The organism is Burkholderia sp. BCC0097 (assembly GCF_902832985.1).
GTDB lineage: Bacteria > Pseudomonadota > Gammaproteobacteria > Burkholderiales > Burkholderiaceae > Burkholderia > Burkholderia orbicola.
Window position 1 is genome coordinate 752,096 of record NZ_CADFDM010000003.1, and the last position, 19,064, is coordinate 771,159.

At 66.5% G+C, this 19,064-nt stretch carries 13 protein-coding genes; 4 read left to right on the forward strand and 9 right to left on the reverse strand.

What is annotated here, in order from left to right:
- Positions 1-144 precede the first annotated feature (144 nt).
- Both HWX07_RS13170 and HWX07_RS13175 read left to right on the forward strand, forming a co-directional pair.
- Entirely contained in the window at positions 145-1,059 is a 915-nt protein-coding gene (locus HWX07_RS13170) for a class II glutamine amidotransferase (protein WP_006476906.1), read from the forward strand.
- 615 nt (positions 1,060-1,674) lie between these two features.
- On the forward strand, positions 1,675-6,966 hold the full coding sequence (locus HWX07_RS13175) for an autotransporter outer membrane beta-barrel domain-containing protein (RefSeq protein ID WP_175876518.1): 5,292 nt from the start codon (positions 1,675-1,677) through the stop codon (positions 6,964-6,966).
- An 82-nt stretch (positions 6,967-7,048) separates the two neighbouring features.
- Here HWX07_RS13175 and HWX07_RS13180 read toward each other — a convergent pair whose 3' ends face one another.
- The 6 genes from HWX07_RS13180 to HWX07_RS13205 all read right to left on the reverse strand — a co-directional run bounded on the left by HWX07_RS13180 (position 7,049) and on the right by HWX07_RS13205 (position 12,984).
- Positions 7,049-7,774, reverse strand: a complete 726-nt coding sequence (locus HWX07_RS13180) for an amino acid ABC transporter ATP-binding protein (protein WP_175876519.1) — start codon at positions 7,772-7,774, stop codon at positions 7,049-7,051.
- Positions 7,771-8,448: a glutamate/aspartate ABC transporter permease GltK gene (gene gltK / locus HWX07_RS13185; protein ID WP_011544586.1), complete on the reverse strand. Its 678-nt coding sequence runs from the start codon at positions 8,446-8,448 to the stop codon at positions 7,771-7,773. The genes HWX07_RS13180 and gltK overlap by 4 nt, the downstream gene beginning before the upstream one ends.
- Complete coding sequence (locus HWX07_RS13190; protein ID WP_077179112.1) at positions 8,448-9,188, reverse strand: amino acid ABC transporter permease; 741 nt, start codon at positions 9,186-9,188, stop codon at positions 8,448-8,450. Before HWX07_RS13190 ends, gltK begins: the two co-directional genes overlap by 1 nt.
- An 84-nt stretch (positions 9,189-9,272) precedes the next feature.
- Positions 9,273-10,166 (reverse strand): glutamate/aspartate ABC transporter substrate-binding protein, encoded by an 894-nt coding sequence (locus tag HWX07_RS13195; protein WP_011544585.1) that lies wholly within the window; start codon positions 10,164-10,166, stop codon positions 9,273-9,275.
- 289 nt (positions 10,167-10,455) lie between these two features.
- Positions 10,456-11,742, reverse strand: coding sequence for a Glu/Leu/Phe/Val dehydrogenase (locus HWX07_RS13200; protein WP_175876520.1), 1,287 nt, complete (start codon positions 11,740-11,742; stop codon positions 10,456-10,458).
- A gap of 276 nt (positions 11,743-12,018) precedes the next feature.
- Positions 12,019-12,984: a LysR substrate-binding domain-containing protein gene (locus HWX07_RS13205; protein ID WP_175876521.1), complete on the reverse strand. Its 966-nt coding sequence runs from the start codon at positions 12,982-12,984 to the stop codon at positions 12,019-12,021.
- Between the two features lie 266 nt (positions 12,985-13,250).
- Here HWX07_RS13205 and purB point away from each other — a divergent pair, with 266 nt between their 5' ends.
- Entirely contained in the window at positions 13,251-14,639 is a 1,389-nt protein-coding gene (gene purB / locus HWX07_RS13210) for an adenylosuccinate lyase (protein ID WP_011544582.1), read from the forward strand.
- A 77-nt stretch (positions 14,640-14,716) separates the two neighbouring features.
- Here purB and HWX07_RS13215 read toward each other — a convergent pair whose 3' ends face one another.
- Positions 14,717-16,138, reverse strand: coding sequence for an FAD-dependent oxidoreductase (locus HWX07_RS13215; RefSeq protein WP_175876522.1), 1,422 nt, complete (start codon positions 16,136-16,138; stop codon positions 14,717-14,719).
- A 277-nt stretch (positions 16,139-16,415) separates the two neighbouring features.
- On the opposite strand from HWX07_RS13215, the gene HWX07_RS13220 reads away from it, so the two are divergent.
- Entirely contained in the window at positions 16,416-17,063 is a 648-nt protein-coding gene (locus HWX07_RS13220) for a TetR/AcrR family transcriptional regulator C-terminal domain-containing protein (RefSeq protein WP_175876523.1), read from the forward strand.
- Between the two features lie 71 nt (positions 17,064-17,134).
- On the opposite strand, the gene HWX07_RS13225 is transcribed toward HWX07_RS13220, so the two are convergent.
- Together HWX07_RS13225 and HWX07_RS13230 are read right to left on the reverse strand one after the other, a co-directional pair.
- Positions 17,135-17,638 carry a gluconokinase gene (locus HWX07_RS13225; protein ID WP_006476915.1) on the reverse strand — a complete coding sequence of 168 codons (504 nt, stop codon included), beginning with the start codon at positions 17,636-17,638 and terminating at the stop codon, positions 17,135-17,137.
- A 13-nt stretch (positions 17,639-17,651) separates the two neighbouring features.
- Positions 17,652-19,013 (reverse strand): GntP family permease, encoded by a 1,362-nt coding sequence (locus HWX07_RS13230; protein ID WP_077179109.1) that lies wholly within the window; start codon positions 19,011-19,013, stop codon positions 17,652-17,654.
- Positions 19,014-19,064: the final 51 nt, after the last annotated feature.

The window sequence follows — 19,064 nt, forward strand, 5'->3', positions numbered from 1 at the left end:
CGACTGACGGCAAACCGCAACACGGGGCCTTTGGCCAGCGGAATCCGCTTTTTACCGCTCAGGGCTCGGTGATATGCTAGAAGCCGCATTGTACCGGGGTTCGCCCGGTTCGTTACCCCGCTTCAGCCTGCCGCCCCACGTAAAATGTGCCAACTCCTTGGAATGAACTGCGCCGCGCCGACGGACGTCACATTCTCCTTCACAGGTTTCGCGGCCCGGGGCGGGCTCACCGATCACCATGCCGACGGCTGGGGCATCGCGTTCTTCGAAGACAAGGCCTGCCGCCTCTTCATCGATCACCAGGCATCGGCCACGTCGCCGATCGCCGAAATGGTGAAGCGCTACCCGATCAAGTCCAAGAACACGATCGCGCATATCCGCAAGGCGACGCAAGGGCACATCCTGCTCGAGAACAGCCATCCGTTCATGCGCGAGCTGTGGGGCCGGCACTGGATCTTCGCGCATAACGGCGACCTGCAGGACTACGCGCCGGACATGGACGGCAGCGTCTACCACCCGGTCGGCACGACCGACAGCGAACAGGCGTTCTGCGTGCTGATGCAGGGGCTGCGCGAGGCCTTTCCCGGCGCGCAGCCGCCGCTGCCCGAGCTGTTCGAGCGGGTTGGCGAACTCACGCGCGGCATCACCGATCACGGCGTGTTCAACTTCCTGATGTCGAATGGCCAGGCGCTCTTCGCGCACTGCTCGACGCGGCTGCACTACCTCGTGCGGCGCTGGCCGTTCTCGACCGCGCATCTCGTCGACGAAGACCTGTCGATCGACTTCGCGAAATACACGACCCCCGAGGATCGCGTCGCGGTGATCGCAACGCAGCCGCTCACCGACAACGAAGTCTGGACCGCGTTCGAGCCGGGCGAGCTGATCATGTTCCAGTGCGGCGACGTCGCCGCGCGGATGCAGATTCCGGTGCCCGAGCGTGTGCTCGAGAAGCTGCGCAACCCGTCGCTCGATGCGTCGGCATCCGCGCCGCGCGCGGTGGTTCGCGAAGCGCTCGCCACCGCGGCCGACGGCGATGCCGACGACGCGATCGACTTCTGAAGCCCGGCGCGGCATCGGCCGCGCCTGCTTTCCGCTCGCTTCCGGACTGCTGCGCGAACTTCATGCGGCACGGTCGACGGCGCCCGTCATCGGCGCAAATCGCCTCGCCGCGGTCAATACGGTTTGATTTCGACCGCCACCCGACGCAATCGATTGACGTCACGCAACATTCGCTTGATTTTATTAATCAGCAAGTAAAAATAAATAAAAGATGGAATCAGAAAATAACCATCAATTAAAACAAGAACTCCGCACCCGGATTTTAACGTACCGCCCTAGCCGGAACCGTTCGCTACCCCACCTACTCCGGCAGCCGTTCCGGATCTTCACGAAACCCCTCCAAGCCTGCCCCCGGCCATAGCCTTCGGTTCGATTAACCACACAAATCAAAAATACCACGCACTACGGTTCGCATCATTACAGTTTCCAGTTTCTCGATAATCAACGACCACCCGAATCAGTAGACTCCGCCCATCCTCGGTGTAACGAAACACGATTGGCGCGACACGTAGCCATAGCCGCCGCACGCCCCTTCGGATCATTTCCCCACCGCGGAATGCGAATTCGCCGAATAGCGGCGAATGCCACGTCAAAAAGAAGAAAGAGGGGTATGTCGTGAATCACTCATTTCGATCGATATGGAGCGAGGCCGCCGGCTGCTGGGTCGCGGTCGCGGAAACGACCCGGGCGCACGGCAAGCGCTCGAGCGGTGCATCGGGGTCAAGTCAGCGCACTGCCCGCAAGGCAACGCACCACGCAGCGCGCCGCTCGCCGCTTCGTGTCGCGGCGCTCGGCGCCGCACTGGCAGCACTGTCGGCCGGCGTCGCGCACGCATCGACCTGCGGCAACGGCGCGGCCGTCGCGAACGGCGCCACCTGCGCGCTCGGCAGTTTCAGCCCGACCGTCAACAACGATCTCGTCGGCGCCACGACCGTGTCGGGCGGCGACCGGGTCGGCCTGACCGGCGCCTGGACGGGCGCGACCGGCGACATGGGCTACACGTTGACGCCGCTCGGCAGCGCCTCCGTGGTATCGGGCAACCCTAACCAGCCGCTGCTGTCGATCGGCGGCAAGACGCAAAGCGTCAGCACGCCCGACTCGATCACTGGCAGCCATGCGTCGGTCGCGACCTACGATTCGGGCGCGTTCGCCGCATCGAGCGCCGGCTCGACCAACGTGCCGGTCTATCACGACGTGAACGGCAACCAGTACGTGAACACGCGGATCGGCACCGTCGAGCGCTCCGGCGGCACGCTCGACGTGTCGATCGGCGATCCGGCGGGCGCGCCGACGGCGGCCGGCAACGCGATCACGATGGCCCCGAAGCAGACCGACCTGTTCGTCGCGGACGGCACGGGCACGGCGCAAAGCGTCATCAACTGGAACTCGCGCAACCAGATCTGGCTCGGCACCGGCGACTATCTCGCGAGCGGCGGCCCCGTCAGCCACGTGCTGCTCGACGTGCCGGCGTATACCGGCACCTTCACGGCCTTCGACGGCAGCACGTGGACGGTCACCGACGCCGCGTCGCTCGCCGCGTACAACACCTTTCTCGTGCGCTCGGTTCAGAGCGGCGCGCTCGGCTCGCAGGCCGCCTACGACCACGCGTTCAGCCAGGCCGTCACGTTCTCCACGCAATCGTTCGAGTATGCGAACAACGTGTCGCCAGGCGACAAGAACACGCTGCAAATGGACTACCTGACGGTCATGCACGGCACTGGCGCAAACGCAACGCTGCATATCGGCAAGGACGGCCAGATCGACTTCCGCGGCACCAACACGATCGACTCGAGCTCGGCGGTCCTCGCGGAAAACGGCGCGCACTTCGTCAACGACGGGCGGCTGTCGGGCGACTTCACGCTCGCGCGCCTGCTGACCGGCGCGAGCGGCGTGAATAACGGCGTGATCTCGTCGGGCTACGCAGCCGGCGACAACTTCAATACGGGCGGCGCCGCGTTGCCCTACAACTTCAGTCTCAACACGTACACCGAGGGCAGCGGTATCTATGCGAACGGCGCGGGCACGACCTTCGTCAACAACGGCGTGATGAACGTCGGCGCCTGGACCTTCAACAGCACGCGCCCCGACCTGCAGAACTACGCGGTAGCCGCGACGGACGGCGCGCGCGCGTCGAACGCCGGCACGATCAACGTCGGCGTCAACGCGACGACCCTCGACAGCCAGGTGATCGGCGGCCTCGTCGCCGGCGGCAGCTTCACGAACGAAGCCGGCGGCACGATTTATCTCGGCCGCGCCGCGCAGTACGACCCCACCGCCCCCGAAGCCGCGAACGACGTCGCGCTGTCCGCGCACGGGTACGGCATCCTGCTCGGCGCGTCGGGCACCGCGAGCAACCTCGGCACGATCGTGATCGGCACGCAGACGCAGAACGGCGCCGCGCTGGCGAGCATCGGCTCGAGCTCCGGCACGCTGACCAACGCGGGCGCGATCGTCGTCAACGGCGCCGCGCCCGGCACGCCGCTCGCCAACGTCGGCATGCTCGCGGCCGACACCGCCGCGACCGTGACCAATACGGGCACGATCACGCTGAATGGCGTGAACGGCATCGGCATCATGGTCGTCGGGACCGGCACGAACGCGACGGCCGCGACGTCGACCGGCGCGATCGACGTGGCCGGCGGCCTCGATCCCGCGTCGGGCACGCGCAACTACGGCGTCTGGGCCGAAGGGCCGCTCGCGAAAGCCACGCTCGACGGTGCGCTGAACCTGACGGGCACCGGCGCGATCGGCGTGCACGCGCGTTCGGGCGCGACGATCGACGTCGGCGCGAACGCCGTGCCGGCCTTCATGTCCGGCACCCACCAGATCGGCTTCTATGCATACGGCGCAGGCTCGAAAATCAACGTCGCCGCGCAGCACCTGAGTGTCGACACCGACGATTCGACGCTGTTCCGTGTCGCGGGCGGCGCGGCCTACACGGGCGCGTCGGCGGCCGGCGCACTGACGACCGACGTCAACGGCCAGCGCTCGCGCGGCGTGCTCGCGACCGACGCCGGCACCACGCTGTCGACCGGCAACGCGATCTATGACGTCAACGGCGCGAACGGCATCGCGATCGCGGTCGAAGGCGGCGCGACAGGCACGATCGACCCGGGCACGACGATCAACCTGAACGCGGCCGGCGCAACCGCGGGCATCGTCGACGGCCAGGCGCACGACCTCGCCGGCGCGGCTGCCGGCGCACCGGTCGCGACGACGCTGACCAATCACGCCGCCGTCACGTCGTCGACCGCCGGCGTGACCGGCTTCATCGCGCAGAACCTCGGCACGCTCGAGAACCGCAGCACGGTATTGCTGACCGGCGCCGGCTCGACGGGCGTCGTGGCCGGCACGCTCGGCACGGTGAACAACGCGTCGACGATCCGCGTCTCCGACGGCACCGGCGCGCTCGTGCAGGGTGCGTCGGCCACGCTCGCCAATGCGGGTTCGATCGAAGCCGACGACGGTATCGCGGGCGTGCGTCTCACGGGGGCCGGCGCATCGGTCGCGCTGTCGGGCGCGGGCACCGTCGTCGCGAACGGCAGCGCCGACGGCATGCTGATCGACTCGACCGTCACGGGCGGCGGGATCGCGGCCGGCGCGACGTCGATCGCGGTCGGCGGTTCGGGCAGCGGCATCCGCAACCTCGGTGCGAATGCAACGATCGCACTGTCCGGCACGCAGGTCGCCACGACCGGCAACGGCGCCGCCGGCCTCGCGTCGACCGGCGCGGGTGCGCGTATCGCGACCGATGCGGCCACGGTCGTCCGCACGGCGGGGGCCGACGCGCTCGGCCTGTCCGTGTCGGGAGCCGACTCCACGCTTACGGCCAACGGGACGACCGTCGCGACGACCGGCGCGAACGCGCATGCGATCGTCATCGACGGTGGCGCGACAGCCCTGCTGTCGGCGGCGAAAGTCACCGCATCGGGCAAGGCGGCCGATGGCGTCGTCGCGCAAAACGGCGGCCGCATCGCCGATACGGGTTCGTCGCTCGCCAGCGCGGCCGGCAACGGCGCCACCGCGAACAGCGGCGGCGTGCTCGCGTTGACCGGCACGGCGCTCACCGGCGCGACGGCCGGCGTGCTGACGTCGGACACGCTCGCGAACGGCGCGACCAGCTCGGTACTCGTCGACGGCGGCAGCGTGACGTCCGCCACCGGGCCGGCGTTCGCCGCGCGCGGCGGCACGGCCGACATCGCGGTACGCAACGGCACGGTCGTGACGGCCGGCAACGGCACGCTGCTGAACCTCGCGAACGGCAGCAACGTGGCGTTCAGCGCATCGGCGGTCAACCTCGCGGGCGACATCGTGTCGGACGCGTCGAGCACCGGCAACGTGTTCCTCGCGAACGGCACGACGCTGACCGGGAAGATCGACCCGGTCGCGCTGAGCGTCGACGGCACGAGCACGTGGCGCATGACGGGCAGTTCAGTCCTGAGCAGCCTGAACAACGCGGGCCTCGTCGCGTTCGCCGCGCCGACCGGCTCGCCGACGCTGGCCGGCAGCTACAAGACGCTGACGACGGGCGGCTACGTCGGCAACGGCGGCACGATCGCGCTGAACACGTATCTCGGTGCCGACGCGTCGCCGACCGACCGGCTGATCGTGAACGGCGGCACGGCGAGCGGCACGACCGGCCTGAAGATCGCCAACACGGCCGGCACCGGCGCGCAGACGACCGGCGACGGGATTCCCGTGGTCGTCACGGCCAACGGCGGCACGACCGCCGCGTCGGCATTCCATCTCGCGGGCGCGGTACAGGCCGGCGCGTACGAATACCGGCTCTATCGCGGCGGGCAAGGTGACGCGAACGGCTGGTACCTGCGCTCGCAACTCGACCAGACCGATCCCGGCGACCCGATCCACCCGTCCGGCGGCGGCGACGGCGGCAACAACGGGAATGGAAACGCAAATGGCAACGGCGGCCCGCTCGCGTATCGTCCGGGCGTCTCCGGCTACGCGATGACGCCGCTGCTGAACGCCGACTACGGCTTCTCGACGCTCGGCAGGCTGCACGAGCGCGTCGGCGACATCTACAACGTCGAGAAACAGCAGCCCGGCAATCGCGACGGCGTGTGGGGGCGCATCGGCGGCCAGAGCCTCGATGCGAACGCGGGCCGTTTCTCGGCCGACGAACGCACGTTCTTCGCGCAGTTCGGCAAGGACTGGACCCTCGACCAGGCGCCGGACGGCGCCGGCAGCACGCACGCGGGCGTGACGGCCAGCATCGGCGTGTCGAACGCGAGCTTCAGCGACATGGCGCGCGCAGGCTCGCCCGACCTGTCGACGTCGACCGGCTCGGTCGAAATGCACGCGCAGAGCGTCGGCGGCTACTGGACGCGCTATCTGCGTGACGGCACCTACTTCGACAGCGTCGGGCAGGTCACGCACTACGGCAACCGCTATCGCGACAGCTACGGCAACGAGGCGTCGCAGAACGGCTTCGGCGTCGCGCTGTCGCAGGAAGTCGGCAAGCCGTTCGCGATCGGCACGTTGCCGGTCGCGGTCGAGCCGCAGGCGCAACTGATGTATCAGTACCTGAACCTGAACGGGTTCAACGACAACGTGTCGGCCGTGTCGGGCACGACGACGAATGCGCTGCGCGGCCGCGTCGGCGTGCGTATCTTCCGGCCGAACCTCCAGTCGGACGCGGGCGGCGGCGCCGCGACGCCGTACTTCACGGCCGACGTGCTGCACGACTTCCTGTCGCCGGGGCAGACCGTGGTCGGCGGCACGCCGTTCGCGACGCATCTCGGGCGCACCTGGTACGAGCTCGGCATCGGCGTGACCGCCGGCTTCGGCAAGTCGGGCGAGCTGTACGCGAATGCGAAGATCGCACGCAACATCGGCGGCGATTACCGGCGCGGGATCGTCGGGCAGGTCGGCTACCGGTACAGCTGGTAACGCCCGGCGGCGGACGAAAAAAAACCGCCCGGCGGCATGCCGGGCGGTTTTCGCATGGGGTGCGCGCAAGACGCGCGAACGCTCAGTGCAGGATCTTCGCGAGGAAGTCCTTCGCGCGGTCCGATTTCGGATTCGAGAAGAAATCGTCCTTGCGGTCGTCCTCGACGATCGCGCCCTTGTCCATGAAGATCACGCGATGCGCGACCTTCTTCGCGAAGCCCATCTCGTGCGTGACGACCATCATCGTCATCCCTTCCTGCGCGAGTTCGACCATCACGTCGAGCACTTCGTTGATCATCTCGGGATCGAGCGCGGACGTCGGCTCGTCGAACAGCATCGCGATCGGATCCATCGACAGCGCGCGCGCGATCGCGACACGCTGCTGCTGGCCGCCCGACAACTGGCCCGGATACTTGTGCGCATGCGCCTTCAGGCCGACGCGATCGAGCAGCTTCATGCCCTTCTCGTTCGCTTCGTCCTTGCCGCGGCCGAGCACCTTGATCTGCGCGAGCGTCAGGTTCTCGGTGATCGACAGGTGCGGGAACAGCTCGAAATGCTGGAACACCATCCCGACCTTCGAGCGCAGCTTCGACAGGTTCGTCTTCTTGTCGCCGACCGACTGGCCGTTCACGAGGATCTCGCCCTGCTGGAACGGCTCCAGGCCGTTCACGGTCTTGATCAGCGTCGACTTGCCGGAGCCCGACGGGCCGCACACGACGACCACTTCGCCTTTCTTCACCTCGGTCGTGCATTCGGTGAGGACCTGAAACTGGCCGTACCACTTCGAAACGTTCTTGATGGAAATCATCTTGTGACCTTTTTCTGGAGACCCTTGACGAGAGCAGACGCCAACGAGCAAATCACGAAATAGCATGCGCCGGCGAACAGGACCATCTCGACGGTCGTGCCGTCGCGATCGCCGACGTTGGCGGCCGTGCGGAAGAAGTCCGCGAGACTGATCACGTACACGAGCGACGTATCCTGGAACAGGACGATCGCCTGCGTGAGCAGCAGCGGGACCATCGCGCGGAACGCCTGCGGCAGGATCACGAGGCGCATCGCCTGCGCGTAGTTCATGCCGAGCGCGAACGCGGCATTCACCTGCCCGCGCGGCACCGCCTGGATGCCGGCGCGGATGATCTCGGAATAATACGCGGCTTCGAACAACGAGAACGCGACCATGGCCGACGCGAGGCGGATGTCGATCGTCGGCGACAGCCCGAGCACGCCCTGCAGCAGCTGCGGCACGATCAGGAAGAACCACAGCAGCACCATCACGAGCGGGATCGAGCGGAACACCGTCACGTACGCTTTCGCGAACCATGCGAGCGGCTTCACGCCGGACAGCCGCAGCAGCGCGAGCAGCGTGCCCCAGACGATCCCGATCACGATCGCGATCAGCGTGATCTTGAACGTGACGACCGCCCCCGACCACAGCGTCGGCAGCGCGCCGGGAATACTACTCCAGTCGAACTGATGCATCACTTGCCTCCGATATAGCCGGGCAGCCGCGTGCGGCCTTCGATCCAGCGCATGAACGCCATCACGACGAGGTTGATCAGCACGTAGGCGAGCGTGACCGCGATGAACGACTCGTAAGTCTGCGCCGTGTAGTCGACGAGCTGGCGCGCCTGCGCGGACAGGTCGAGCAGGCCGATCGTCGACGCGACGGCGGAGTTCTTGAAGATGTTCAGGAATTCCGACGTGAGCGGCGGCACGATGATCCGGTACGCGACGGGCAGCAGTACGTAGCGATACGTCTGCCATTGCGTGAAGCCCATCGCGAGGCCGGCCGCGCGCTGGCCCTTCGGCAGCGCGTTGATCCCCGAGCGCACCTGTTCGCACACGCGCGCGCCCGTGAACAGGCCGAGACAGATGATCGACGCGGTAAAGAACTGCGTGCCGGGCGGCAACTGCTTGATCCAGGTGCCGATCGACGCAGGCAGCAACTCGGGTATCACGAGATACCAGACGAAGAACTGCACGATCAGCGGGATGTTCCGGAAGATCGACACGTACACGGTGCCGATCGCGGCGAGCCACTTGTTCGGCACGGTGCGCAGCACGCCGAACAGCGACCCGACGATCAGCGCGATGACCCAGGCGACGAGCGACACTTCGATCGTCACCCAGAAGCCGGACATCAGCCATCCGAAATAAGTCGTCGGCTCGCCGGTCGACACGGGGCTCAGGAAGATGCCCCAGTTCCAGTGGTAAGACATGGGCAAGACTCCAGCAAAAAGAAACGGAAGAAGCGTGGCCTCTTCCGTCTCATTAGCGTCATTTCTGCATCAACGGCCGTGCGGTCAGTCGAGCGCCTTGTCGTTCGGGTTCGCGTACAGCTTCTTCATCGAATCGGACAGCGGGAAGTTCAGGTTCAGCCCCTTCGGCGGAATCGGGTTCTCGAACCACTTCGCGTAGATCTTCGCGGCTTCGCCCGACTTCTCCACTTGCGAGATCGCGTCGTCGACGACCTTCTTGAAATCGGCGTCACCCTTGCGCATCATGCAGCCGTAAGCCTCTTCCGATTGCGGCGTGCCGACGATCACCCACTCGCCCGGCTGCTTCGCCTTCGCGCGCTCGCCCGCGAGCAGCGCGTCGTCCATCATGAACGCGACCGCGCGGCCCGATTCCAGCGTGTTGAACGAATCGCCGTGATCCTTCGCGCTGATGATGTTCATGCCGAGCTGCTTGTCGTTGTTCATCTTGCGCAGCAGGCGCTCCGACGTCGTGCCGGCGGTCGTCACGACCGTCTTGCCCTTCAGGTCGGCGAAATCCTTGACGCCCGAATCCTTCTTCGTCATCAGGCGCGTGCCGATCACGAAGATCGTGTCGGAGAACGCGGCTTGCTGCTGACGCTCGAGGTTGTTGGTGGTCGAGCCGCACTCGATGTCGACCGTGCCGTTCTGCACCAGCGGAATGCGGTTCTGCGACGTGACGGGGATGTTCTTCACCTGCAGGTTCGGCAGGTTCAGCTTCTTCTTCACCGCGTCCACGATCTTCAGCTGGAACTCGCGCGAATAGCCGACCACCTGCTGGTTCTGGTCGTAGTAGGAGAACGGAATCGACGATTCGCGGTGGCCCAGCGCGATCACGCCCGTGTCCTTGATCTTCTTCAGCGTGCCAGTCTCCTGAGCGTACGCGCCGCTTGCGAACGCGCACAGCGCCGCGGCCATCAGGACTGCCTTGTGGTATTTCATTTTGGTCATCTCCTTGGCTAAAACCCGCGCCAGTGTATCAAAGTAATATTTTTGAAAGTACTGGTTGTTTACCGCACTACGAATCGCCCTGTGCGATGCCTTCCTCCCGGCTCCGGGCGCTCCAGATGCGCGCGCGGGCGGTGCCGGATTCGGCACCGCCCGCGCGGGTTCATATCCACAATCGGGTGGATTGCGTCATGAATCGATCATGGTCGTCGATCGGGGACGCCCGGTTAGGGACGCCCGGTTAGGGACGCCCGGTTAGGGACGCCCGGTCGGGGACGCCCGATCAGGGGTAGAGGCCGCGCATTTCGCGCGCCATCAGGATGCGCTTGCACGCGACGATGAACGCCGCCGTACGCACCGTCACCTTGTGCTCTTCCGCGACCGCCCACACGCCGGCGAACGCTTCGCGCATCACGCGCTCGAGACGATGGTTGATCTCGTCTTCCGTCCAGAAGAAGCTCGAGAAATCCTGCACCCACTCGAAGTACGACACGGTCACGCCACCCGCGTTCGCGATCACGTCGGGAATCACGAGCACGCCGTTCGCGCTCAGGATGTCGTCCGCCGCCGTCGTCGTCGGGCCGTTCGCGCCTTCGACGATGATCTTCGTGCGGATCTTCGCCGCGTTCTTCTCGGTGATCTGGTTTTCCAGCGCCGCCGGGATCAGGATGTCGGTCTCGACCGTCCAGAACTCGTCGTTCGGCATCGGCTCGGCGCCTTCGAAGCCCGCGACGCCGCCCGTGCGTGCGACGTGGTCGAGCAGCTTGTTCGAATCGAGGCCGGCCGGCTGGTAGATCGTGCCCGTGTGATCCTGCACCGCGATCACCTTCGCGCCCGCTTCCTGGAACAGCTTCGCCGCGATGCCGCCGACGTTGCCGAAGCCCTGCACCACGATGCGCGCGCCTTCGATTTCCAGGCCCTTCTTCTTCGCCGCTTCCGAACCGACGACGAACACGCCGCGGCCCGTTGCTTCCTTGCGGCCGAGCGAACCGCCGAGCGCGATCGGCTTGCCGGTCACGACGCCGGTCGACGTCTGGCCCTGGTTCATCGAGTACGTGTCCATCATCCACGCCATCACCTGTTCGTTGGTGTTGACGTCCGGCGCCGGGATGTCCGTGTTCGGCCCGATGATGATGCCGATTTCGCTGGTGTAGCGGCGCGTCACGCGCTCGAGCTCACCACGCGACAGCTTGCGCGGGTCGACGCGGATACCGCCCTTCGCGCCGCCGTACGGCACGTTCACGGCCGCGTTCTTCACCGACATCCATGCCGACAGCGCCATCACTTCCGACAGCGTCACGTCCTGGTGGTAGCGCACGCCGCCCTTGCCCGGACCGCGCGACACGTTGTGCTGCACGCGATAGCCTTCGAAGTGCGCGACGGTGCCGTTGTCGAGCTCGATCGGGCAGTCGACGATCAGGATGCGCTTCGGACGCTTCAGCGTTTCGAGCCAGCGCGACAGCGAACCGAGGTACGGCGCGACGCGATCGACCTGCTGAAGGTAGTTGCCCCACGGGCCGAGATCGTCGGCGTGCAGGTAGGACGGGATGGACTGCTGTTGCGAAGACATGGAAGCTCCAACGTTCAACGGATTGCGCACATTGTCGAAAAACCCGTTTTTTTTATCCAATGCCGTTTGTTTATTCGATTATGCGTTTCTTGCATGATCGCGATTTTTCGCAAATCCGCGGTCGATTTGCGCAAGAACGCCCGCGATCGGCCGTGCATCGCGTTCGTGAAAAATCGGATTGCGTGAATGCGGGCCAGCCGCCGGACAGCCGTCCGTCAGGCGCTGCAAGGCCGTCGTCAGTTGGGTGAGCCGGTCGGCCGGATTAACTGCCGGTAGTTAACCCGTGGTGTCGCCGGTGGTCTCGCGCAGTTCGTCGCGCACGACGTCCCACAGCGCACGCACGAGCTTCTGGCGCGGGTCGTCGCCCTGCAGCGCGAGCTTGTCGCAGTACAGCCGGATCTCCATCGTCAGCGTGAATGGATGCGCGCCGCCGCGCGCCGACCGGTCGAGCCGGATCAGCCGGCCGCCCGCGACCGCATCGTCGACCGCGCTGTGCGGCAGGAACGCGACGCCGTGGCCGGCGAGCGCCATCGCCTTCAGCCCTTCGGCCATGTCGGTTTCGTACACGCGATCGAGGAACAGCCGCGTCGGCGCGTTCGCGATGATGACTTCGGTCATCCGGCCGAGATACGCGTTCGGCGTATACGACAGGTACGGCACGCGCGCGTCGGCCGCGCCCGGCAGCGTGTGGCGCGGCCGGCCCGCGCGGCCGGGCGCGGAGAACGGGCTGATCGGCTCGCTGCCGAGGACGAGCATGTCGTAGCGGGCCGGATCGAGCGCGACCGGGTGGCTCGGGTGGTGGTAGCCCATCACGAGATCGCAGCCGCCCTCGACCAGCGACAGCACCGCGTCGTGCACGTTCAGCGCGCGCAGCCGCGTGTGGACCTGGCCCATCTTCGCCTCGATCCGCTCGAGCCAGCGCGGGAAATACGTGAGCGACAGCGTGTGCGGCACCGCGAATTCGATCGTCGGCACCGGCGCGCCGACGTGGCCGCGCAGCAGCGTGCGCGCCTCGTGCGCCTGCGACAGCATCGTCAGTGCCTGCTCGTAGAAGATCTGTCCGGCCTGCGTGAGCCGCGTCGGATAGACCGAACGGTCGATCAGCTCGGTCGCGAGCCACGCCTCGAGCGCCTGGATGCGCCGAGAAAACGCCGGCTGCGATACGTGCCGCAGCTCGGCGGACCGGCTAAAGCTGCGCGTTTCCGCGAGCGAGACGAAGTCTTCGAGCCATTTCAGTTCCATGCAGGCGGGCGCGGCGGGCGGCGGTCGGGAAGAAGCCTGCATTCTACCGGCGGGCGGGCCCGGCCGGCGGCGTCGAACGCGGCCCGGCAAGCCGGCGCGGGCACCCGCCGGCCCGCCATTCGCGCAACGCCCCGATGCCGCCCGAACCGCGCGCGCCCGCGGCAGCCGCGGCCGGACCGGTTCGGCCGGAATCGACGCGCGCCGATGGTAAAATGCCGGATTCTCCTCCCCTCGTTCGCCCCGGCCCCAAAAGGCCCTGCCCGATCATGTCCGACACTCGTCCCGATACGCTTTTCGCCCTCACCGCGCTCTCGCCCATCGACGGCCGCTACGCCAGCAAGACCGAAGCGCTGCGCGACTGGCTCTCCGAAGCCGCCTTCATGCGCCACCGCGTCACCGTGGAGGTGCACTGGCTGATCGCGCTGTCGCGCGCCGGCTTCGCGGAAGTCCCGCGCTTCTCGGAAGCCTCCGAGCAGTTCCTGCTGCAGCTCGCCGAGCGCTTCACCGCGCACGACGCCGCACGCATCAAGGAAATCGAGCGCGTGACGAACCACGACGTGAAGGCCGTCGAATACTGGCTGAAGGAATCGGTGAAGGGCCAGGCCGAACTCGAGAAGGCGAGCGAATTCATCCACTTCGCGTGCACGTCCGAGGACATCAACAACACGTCGCACGGCATGATGCTCGCCGGCGCGCGCGAACACGTGATCCTGCCGGCACTGCGCACGGTCTACCAGCGCCTCGTCGCACTCGCGCACGCGCACGCCGAGCAGCCGATGCTGTCGCGCACGCACGGCCAGCCGGCCAGCCCGACGACGCTCGGCAAGGAACTCGCGAACGTCGCCGCGCGCCTCGCCCGCGCGATCACGCGCATCGAGAAGGTCGAGATCCTCGGCAAGATGAACGGCGCGGTCGGCAACTTCAACGCGCATCTGTCCGCGTATCCGGAATTCGACTGGGAAGCGTTCTCGCGCGACGTGATCGAGAACCGCCTGAAGCTCACGTTCAACCCGTACACGATCCAGATCGAGCCGCACGACTACATGGCCGAACTGTTCGACGCGGTCGCCCGCGCGAACACGATCCTGCTCGACCTCGACCGCGACGTGTGGGGCTACATCTCGGTCGGCTACTTCAAGCAGAAGACGAAGGCCGGCGAAATCGGCTCGTCGACGATGCCGCACAAGGTCAACCCGATCGACTTCGAGAACTCGGAAGGCAACCTCGGCCTCGCGAACGCGACGCTGCGCCACCTCGCCGACAAGCTGCCGGTGTCGCGCTGGCAGCGCGACCTGACCGACTCGACGGTGCTGCGCAACATGGGCGTCGCGCTCGGCTACTCGCTGCTCGCGTACGACTCGCTGATCCGCGGCCTCGACAAGCTCGAAGTGAATCCGCAGCGCCTGAACGAAGATCTCGACAACTGCTGGGAAGTGCTCGCCGAGCCGGTGCAGACGGTGATGCGCCGCTACGGCATCGAGAACCCGTACGAGCAGTTGAAGGAACTGACGCGCGGCAAGGGCATCACGCGCGAAGCGCTGCAGGAATTCGTCGGCACGCTCGCGATCCCGCAGGATGCGAAGAACCGCCTGCTCGCGATGACCCCGGCGTCGTACATCGGCAAGGCCGTCGAACTCGCGAAGCGGATCGCGTAAGCACCGCCGTCGCCCCGACGAAAAAAGCCCGATGCGAAGCGATTCGCATCGGGCTTTTTATTGCCTGCCGCAGCCGATCAGAACGAGATCATCCGCCCCGGGTTCAGCGCGCTCATCACGCTCATCGCCGCCTTCGCGGCCGGAATCGCGATCGGCGACAACTGCCGGCCGAGCGGAATCGCGCGGTGATCGATGCCCGTGAGCATCGAGAAATCGTCGTTGCGGCCGACGAAATCGTCGCAGATCGCCTTGCCGATTCGCACCGTCTGCGCGACGCCGTGCCCGCTCCAGCCTTGCACCATGTACATCGGCACGCGGCCGTCGGTCTTGCGGCTGTCGGTCGCGCCGTTCAGCGTGAAGTCGCTCACGCCGCTCCAGCAGTAGTCGAGCGCGAAGCGGCCGTCGTGCTGCGCAAACACCGTGTTCAGCCGCGTCAGCAAATACGCGTTGACGTCGGGCTGCGCCCAGCAGCTGCCGGTGCCCTGCCCGCCGAACAGCAGGCGGTTGCCGCGCACCGGCCGGTAGTAGTCGATCTGGAACTGCGTGTCGTACACCGGCATGCCGGCCGGCAGCAGCGTCGCGACGTCGACGTCGAGCGGCGCCGTCACGCTCACGTATGTGAAGAACGGCACCGTGGTCGCCGCGCCGTCGTCGAGCAGCCGGAACGTCGTGTTGTGCAGCGCGAGCACCACACCCTTGCGCGCGGTGATGGTGCCGCCCGGCGTCGTCGCGACGACGCCGGCGGGCGTCTCGTCGAGCTCGAGCACTTCGGTGCCTTCGAACAGGGCACCGCCGTTCAGCCGGAAGCCGTGCACGAGGCCGCGCACCAGCGCGAGCGGATGGATCTGCCCGCCGATCGCGTCGATCGCCGCGCCGTGATACAGCCCCGAGCGCACGTATTCGTCGTGCAGCTGATGACGGCCGACGAGCGTCACGCCCGCGTCGCCGAGATGGCGGCGCGCATCCGCGCCGTCGAGCAGCGCACTCATGTGGCCGGGGTGAACCGCCGCCGTGACGTGGCCGCGCTTGCGGTCGAGATCGAGCGCGTAGCGGGCGCCGATTTCGTCGATCAGGTCCATCGACTCGGCCGACGCGAAGCGCCACAGCCGCTTCGCATCGGCGTGCGACAGGTTCTCGATCATGTCGGCCGCTTCCCAGCGCGCGAGGCCGGGCGTGAGTTGCCCGCCGTTGCGGCCGGACGCGGCCGAACCGACGTGATGCTTGTCGACGAGAATCGTGTCGACGCCCGCTTGCGCGAGATGCAGCGCGGCCGATGCGCCGAGCAGCCCGGCGCCGATCACGAGCACGTCGCACACGATGTCGTGCGCGAGCGGCGCGCTGTTTTCATGGCGCGACAACGACGCCTCGTACCAGTTGGCCGGGCGTTCGCCGTCGTAGCGGGCCGGATCGCACCAGTTCCAGTTGTCTTTTTCGATGTTCAGTTGCGTTTGCGCGAAACGCGCTTCGCCCTGGATCAAGGGCTTGTTGTTGGACGTCATGATTGCACTTGCATGGTCTTGGGCCGCCTGTCGAAGAGCCTGTCGGCTTCGCGGGTGGGGGCAGCCGGTTCCACATGGGTGTCAACGAGAAAAGAGGCGCGATGGCCCGTGTTGACGGCGGGCACGCTCGTGCCGCCTGGATCCCGGACTGTGCGAAAGCACGTCTTGAAAGGTGCCGGGACACCCAATTTCTACACCGCAGAAATAATTCTACAGTGTAGAATAAGCTTTCGTCAAGTTTACAGCCGGCACCGTGCCGGCCTGCCAGCCCACCTCGATGAAAGACAAACCCGCCCAAGGGCCGCGCGGCCTCGACAAGGACGCGCTCGTCGCGGCCGCGCTCGCGCTGCTCGAAGACGTCGGCGAAGCCTCGTTCAGCGTGCGCAAGCTCGCGCAATCGGTCGGCTGCGACCCGATGAGCGTGCTGTATCACTTCAAGTCGAAGGACGGCCTGAGCCGCGCGATCGCGAATGCGCTGTCGCGCTCGCTCGTGCCGGTCGATCCGTCACTGCCGTGGCGCGAACGGCTGCGCGACCTCGCGCGCCAGTACCGCACGCTCGCGTTGCGCTACCCCGCCGCGTTCGCGCTGCTGCAGCGGCACATGAGCACCGGCCCGGCCGATCTCGCGCACATCGAGGCCGTGCATCGCGCGCTGACCGATGCCGGCATCCCGCGCGCGGCGCTGCCGTCGGTATGCGTCGGCTGGTACGCGAGCGTGATCGGGCTCGCCGCCGCCGAAGCGGGCGGCCTCACGCGGCCCGCGAACGAGGTCGAGCTCGCGGAAATGCACGCGCTGTCCGACGCCGCGCATCCGCTCGTCAAGTCGGCCGCTCCGCTCTACGCACAGCTCGATCCGGCCGTCGTGTACGACACGATGCTCGACGTGCTGCTCGACGGCATCGCACAACGCGCGCGCATGGCCTGACCGGCTTGCGCATCGCCAACGAAAAAGGCGCCCGAAGGCGCCTTTTTCATGACGATGACCGCGAACCGCGCTCAGTGCTGCTGCGCGTGGCCGATCTTCAGCATGACCTGATCGACGATCTGCTCGGGCGTCAGTTCGATGCTGAGCTCGATCGCTTCGTCCGGGCCCGGCTCCTCGAGCGTGTCGAGCTGGCTCTTCAGCAGCGACGGATCGAAGAAATGGCCGGTGCGGCTCTTCAGACGCTCCTGCAGCACCTCGAACGAACCCTTCAGGTACACGAACCGCACGTCGGTGTCGGTGCCGCGCAGCACGTCGCGGTACGACCGCTTCAGCGACGAGCACGTGAACACGGCGGTTTCGCCGGCGCGCTGCTTTTCCTCGATGGCCGCGCGGATCGTGCGCAGCCACGGCCAGCGGTCTTCATCGGTCAGCGGAATGCCGTGGTGCATCTTTTCCTTGTTCGCCGCGCTGTGAAACGCGTCGCCATCGGTATAGCTGCACGACAGGCGTTCCGCCAGCATTTCGCCGATCAGCGACTTGCCCGCGCCCGACACGCCCATTGCGATCAGAATCATTGACTACCCCTTGTTACAGAACCACGCTCAGCAACAGCGTAAAACTCAGACCGAGCACCGAGATGATGGTTTCAAGCAGCGACCAGGTCTTGAACGTCTGACCGACCGTCATCCCGAAATATTCCTTGATCAGCCAGAAGCCGCCGTCGTTCACGTGCGAGAAGATCAGCGAGCCCGAGCCCGTCGCGAGCACGAGCAGCTCCGGCCGGACCGACGCGCCCGACGCCGCCGCGATCGGCGCGACGATACCGCAGGCCGTCGTCATCGCGACCGTGGCCGAACCCGTCGCGAGACGCATCAGCGCCGCGACGAACCAGCCGAGCAGCAGCGGCGACAGGTGCGCATGCTTCGCGGTCTCGACGATCTGCTGCGAGATCCCGCTGTCGCGCAGGACGCCGCCGAAGCCGCCGCCCGCGCCGACGATCAGCGTGATCCCGGCGATCGGCGCCAGGCACTCGCCGCAGAATTTCTGGATCTGGTCGCGGTTGAAGCCCTGCTTCGCGCCGAAGGTCCAGAAGCTCACGAGCACGGCGATCAGCAGCGCGACGTCCGAGTTGCCCGCAAAGCGCAGCAGGTTGTTGGGCAGCGACTTCGGCGTGAACACCAGGTCGGCCCAGCTGCCGACGAGCATCAGCACGACGGGCAGCAGGATCGTGAACAGCGTGATGCCGAAGCTCGGCAGTTCGCGCTTGCGGCCGTCCGCGTTCGAATCGACGAATTGCGACGCGAGCGGGTTGTTTTCCGGCAGCTTCACGAACTTCGAGATCATCAGCGCGAACAGCGGGCCCGCGATGATCGCGGTCGGCACGCCGACGACCAGGCCGAAGGCGATCGTCTTGCCGATATCGGCGCCGTATTGCTGGACGGCCAGCAGCGCGGCCGGGTGCGGCGGGATCAGCCCGTGCACGACCGACAGGCCGGCCACCATCGGCAGGCCGACGACGAGCAGCGACTTGCCGGTGCGCTTCGCGACGTTGAACGCGATCGGGATCAGCAGCACGAAGCCGACTTCGAAGAACACCGGCAGGCCGACGATGATCGCGACGAACATCATCGCCCAGTGGATGTTCTTTTCACCGAACCAGTCGATCAGCGTGGTCGCGATCCGTTCGGCGCCACCCGATTCGGCCATCATCTTGCCGAGCATCGTGCCGAGGCCGACGACGATCGCGATGTGGCCGAGCGTGCCGCCGGTGCCCGTTTCGAACGACTTGACGATCTTGTCCATCGGCATGCCGACGACGAGGCCGAGGCCGAGCGAAACGATGATCAGCACCAGGAACGGGTAGATCTTGTAGCGCGCGATCATCAGGATCAGCGCGGCAATCGCGATCAGCGTGAATACGAGCAGCATGCTGCCTTGGACGGCCCCCATGTGGCACTCCTCCTAGAATTGTTCGAACCGGGCGAGTCGTTGCGAGTATGC

Bases quoted from the DNA above. Each gene is read 5' to 3' on its own strand.
- HWX07_RS13170 (WP_006476906.1), top strand. From the start codon at position 145: ATGTGCCAACTCCTTGGAATGAACTGCGCCGCGCCGACGGACGTCACA.
- HWX07_RS13180 (WP_175876519.1), bottom strand. From the start codon at position 7,774: ATGATTTCCATCAAGAACGTTTCGAAGTGGTACGGCCAGTTTCAGGTC.
- gltK (WP_011544586.1), bottom strand. From the start codon at position 8,448: ATGCATCAGTTCGACTGGAGTAGTATTCCCGGCGCGCTGCCGACGCTG.
- HWX07_RS13190 (WP_077179112.1), bottom strand. From the start codon at position 9,188: ATGTCTTACCACTGGAACTGGGGCATCTTCCTGAGCCCCGTGTCGACC.
- HWX07_RS13195 (WP_011544585.1), bottom strand. From the start codon at position 10,166: ATGAAATACCACAAGGCAGTCCTGATGGCCGCGGCGCTGTGCGCGTTC.
- HWX07_RS13200 (WP_175876520.1), bottom strand. From the start codon at position 11,742: ATGTCTTCGCAACAGCAGTCCATCCCGTCCTACCTGCACGCCGACGAT.
- HWX07_RS13205 (WP_175876521.1), bottom strand. From the start codon at position 12,984: ATGGAACTGAAATGGCTCGAAGACTTCGTCTCGCTCGCGGAAACGCGC.
- purB (WP_011544582.1), top strand. From the start codon at position 13,251: ATGTCCGACACTCGTCCCGATACGCTTTTCGCCCTCACCGCGCTCTCG.
- HWX07_RS13215 (WP_175876522.1), bottom strand. From the start codon at position 16,138: ATGACGTCCAACAACAAGCCCTTGATCCAGGGCGAAGCGCGTTTCGCG.
- HWX07_RS13220 (WP_175876523.1), top strand. From the start codon at position 16,416: ATGAAAGACAAACCCGCCCAAGGGCCGCGCGGCCTCGACAAGGACGCG.
- HWX07_RS13225 (WP_006476915.1), bottom strand. From the start codon at position 17,638: ATGATTCTGATCGCAATGGGCGTGTCGGGCGCGGGCAAGTCGCTGATC.
- HWX07_RS13230 (WP_077179109.1), bottom strand. From the start codon at position 19,013: ATGGGGGCCGTCCAAGGCAGCATGCTGCTCGTATTCACGCTGATCGCG.